Raw genomic sequence first — 3,257 nt, forward strand, 5'->3', positions numbered from 1 at the left:
CAACCGGGAAAAGGGAAAAGGAATAAATTTAATGTTTCCCCTTTCCCCTTTCCCCCCTACCTTTTCCCCCTTACCCTTTCCCCATGCCCCATACCCAATCAAATCAACTGCAACACAGATGCAAATAACGCAAAGGATCGATGAAGTCACAGGTGCAACCTAAATTAATTATTCATGGCGGGGCTGGTAGTTCTCTCCAAGGTAAAGGAGGATTGGAAGCGGTACGTCGATCGCTCCATACAGTGATAGAACAAGTCTATTCTCTGCTATTGTGCGGAATAACTGCCTCTGAGGCGGTAGTACAGGGTTGCCAAATGCTGGAAGATAACCCCCGCTTTAATGCTGGTACTGGTTCGGTACTGCAATCTGATGGGCAAATCCGCATGAGTGCTTCCTTGATGGATGGCGCATTAGGGCGATTTAGTGGTGTAATTAATGTTTCGCGGGTGAAAAATCCCATTGACCTGGCACAATTTTTACAAAACTCCCCAGACCGAGTGCTGTCAGATTTCGGTTCGGCTGAATTAGCGCGGGAAATGCAAATTCCCAGCTATAACGCTTTAACTGATTTGCGATTGCAAGAGTGGATACAAGAACGCCAGGATAATTTTAAAAGCACAATGGCTAATGTCATTGCAGAACCCGAACTAGTAGAAACCAGTAATGCTGGACGGGGTACCATCGGCGTAGTAGCTTTAGATACTTTTGGCAAACTTGCGGCTGGTACTTCTACTGGAGGAAAGGGCTTTGAACGTATCGGTCGAGTAAGTGATTCTGCTATGCCAGCAGGTAATTATGCTACTAAAGACGCCGGAGTTAGTTGTACTGGTATTGGCGAAGATATTATTGATGAGTGTTTAGCAGCCAAGATTGTGGTGCGTGTTACGGATGGTATGTCTCTCAAGGATGCGATGCAGCGTTCCTTTGGGGAAGCGTACCAAAATAAACGCGATTTGGGAGCCATCGCCTTAGATGCTAGTGGGGCGATCGCTTGGGGTAAAACTAGCGAAATATTACTCGCCGCTTACCATAACGGCGAAAATATTGGTGACACTCTGGAATGGACTGGCAATGAATTCATAGGCTATTGCTGAATTAATTTCAGCGCTTCGGCTAAAGTTTCTTGCCCATCCACCATTGTGGCTAATTCTTCAGCTTCATAACGTCCCTTCCTGCGGAACGCTGCGCGAACAAAAGCTTCTAGCGCTGCTCTTTTAAGTGTAACTTGATATGCTTGTTGCAGAATATCCATTAATTCTGCCGAATTCAAGTAAACACCACCAGATTTGCGGCGCTTGTTTATTTTGTTTGTTGATTTCCCGCACCGTATTTTCAATAGAAACATCCCAAGAGCGAGTGGAACGTTTTTCAGCCTTCTGTTTAATTAAATGGATGAGCAGAATCACACCATAGCTATCAATTTTATTGATTTTGTCACTTAGGCTCATTTCTTCTAACTCATCCACCAACATCAGCGCCTCATGGATTTTCCCTTGTTCTAGAAGTTGCCTAAGTTCTAGGAGTTCTTCCATTACTCACATCGGCTAATTAGATGATTTAATTATCGCTTTACTGACTCTACTGACTCTTGCGACGCCAACCTAATTTAACTACCTGACGGCTACGGGCGATGGCCAAAGCATTATCAGGAACGTCTTCTGTGATTGTGGAACCAGCAGCTATGTAAACGTCATCACCCACAGTCACTGGAGCTACTAAAACACTATTAGCACCAGTTTTGGCGCGATCGCCTATTTTAGTCTGGTGTTTCTTAACACCATCATAATTGGCGGTAATTGTACCAGCACCAATATTTACCCGTTCGCCGATAACGCTATCGCCTAAATACGACAAATGTGCTGCATTGGTGCGATCGCCCAACTGTGTATTTTTCAATTCCACAAAATTTCCCACACGACAACCAGCACCCACTTGTACTTGACTGCGTAAATGAGCATAGGGGCCAATTCGGCTACCTGCTTCTACAGTGCTATTTGTCACCACTGAATATTGAACTACGACATTTTCAGCCAGTTGACTATTTTCAATTAAACTTCCAGGCCCAATTTGACTTCCAGTTTTAATTACGGTATTTCCCCGGAGATGAGTTTGGGGTTCAATAATTACATCTGGCTCTAACTCCACTGTTTCATCAATGGTGATGCTTGTGGGATTGATGAGGGTGACACCTGCTAGCATCCATTTTTCCTTGATTCGTTGTTGCAAAATCTCGTAGGCTGTTGCTAGTTGCAGGCGATCGTTGATGCCAAGAATTTCTTGATCATCTTTCACATCCACTGCCATAACTTGTCCTACTTGAGTTACGGCATCTGTGAGATAGTATTCTTTTTGGGCGTTGTTTGCTTCTAGGTGAGGAAGTACCTTGGCTAAATTTTCCCAGCGAAAGCAATAAACTCCGGCGTTAATCCGGTGATTTTCTTTTTGAGCAGGGGTACAATCCTTGTGTTCGACCATTTCCTCGACGATATTTTCATCGTTACAAAAAACCCGCCCGTAGCCTGTGGGATCGGGTAGGTGTGAGGTAAGAATTGTGGCTGCGTTGTGATTTTGGGCGTGAGTTTGTAACATCTCCTGAAGGGTTTCGCTACGTATTAACGGTAAATCGCCGTTGAGTACGAGCAAATCCCCAGTGTAATCTTCTAAGTAGGGAAGTAATTGCTGGATGGCATGACCTGTTCCCAATTGCACAGTTTGTTCCACAAACTCCAAGTCGGGGATTGAACCCAAAGCAGCTTTCACTTCCTCGGACTGATACCCGACGATCGCAATTCGTCGTGAGGGTGAAAGAGGTTCTACACTTTTGAGAACTCTTTCTATTAGCGATCGCCCACCCAAAGAATGTAAAACTTTAGGTAAGCTTGATTTCATCCGTGTGCCGCGTCCGGCTGCTAAAATTGCTACAACTACCATAATTAGCTATTAGCTATCAGTAAAATTTTGATTAATGCTGTTGGTACTTCAAGATGTAGGCTCAAATCATACCAGCTGATCGTAGAACACTGAAATGGCCAAAAGAGTAAGAATTCAGAATTCTTACTCTCACTGTCTTAGGAACTTCCAAGTAAAAAAAATATTCCACAGAAGACTGTTAACTGTTGACTGTTGACGGTTGACAGTTAACAGTCAACGACCCCAAGCCCAATAATTTATTTTTTGGAGTTATACCAATTTGAAAAAAGAATGCGACACATAGACAAGACCCCTCCCCAACCCTCCCCGATGCTTTGGGGAGGGTG

2 protein-coding genes and 1 pseudogene are annotated in these 3,257 nt (G+C 44.2%); 1 reads left to right on the forward strand and 2 read right to left on the reverse strand.

Going from position 1 to position 3,257, the window contains the following annotated elements; all coding sequences use genetic code 11:
• The first annotated feature begins 140 nt into the window (after nt 1-140).
• On the forward strand, nt 141-1,094 hold the full coding sequence (locus GNE10_RS33250; protein WP_185570320.1) for an isoaspartyl peptidase/L-asparaginase: 954 nt from the start codon (nt 141-143) through the stop codon (nt 1,092-1,094).
• On the opposite strand, the pseudogene GNE10_RS33255 reads toward GNE10_RS33250, so the two are convergent.
• Together GNE10_RS33255 and glmU are read right to left on the reverse strand one after the other, a co-directional pair.
• Nucleotides 1,085-1,532, reverse strand: a pseudogene (locus tag GNE10_RS33255) (DUF29 family protein). The gene GNE10_RS33250 and the pseudogene GNE10_RS33255 overlap by 10 nt on opposite strands.
• 46 nt (nt 1,533-1,578) lie before the next feature.
• The gene (gene glmU, locus GNE10_RS33260) at nt 1,579-2,931 is read right to left on the reverse strand and encodes a bifunctional UDP-N-acetylglucosamine diphosphorylase/glucosamine-1-phosphate N-acetyltransferase GlmU (RefSeq protein ID WP_185570321.1); all 1,353 of its coding nucleotides are present in this window, start codon (nt 2,929-2,931) and stop codon (nt 1,579-1,581) included.
• Nucleotides 2,932-3,257 lie beyond the last annotated feature (326 nt).

Origin of the sequence: Nostoc sp. 2RC (genome assembly GCF_014222165.1) — a bacterium.
Classification (GTDB): Bacteria; Cyanobacteriota; Cyanobacteriia; order Cyanobacteriales; family Nostocaceae; genus Nostoc; species Nostoc linckia.

Bases quoted from the DNA above. Each gene is read 5' to 3' on its own strand.
- glmU (WP_185570321.1), bottom strand. From the start codon at position 2,931: ATGGTAGTTGTAGCAATTTTAGCAGCCGGACGCGGCACACGGATGAAA.
- GNE10_RS33250 (WP_185570320.1), top strand. From the start codon at position 141: ATGAAGTCACAGGTGCAACCTAAATTAATTATTCATGGCGGGGCTGGT.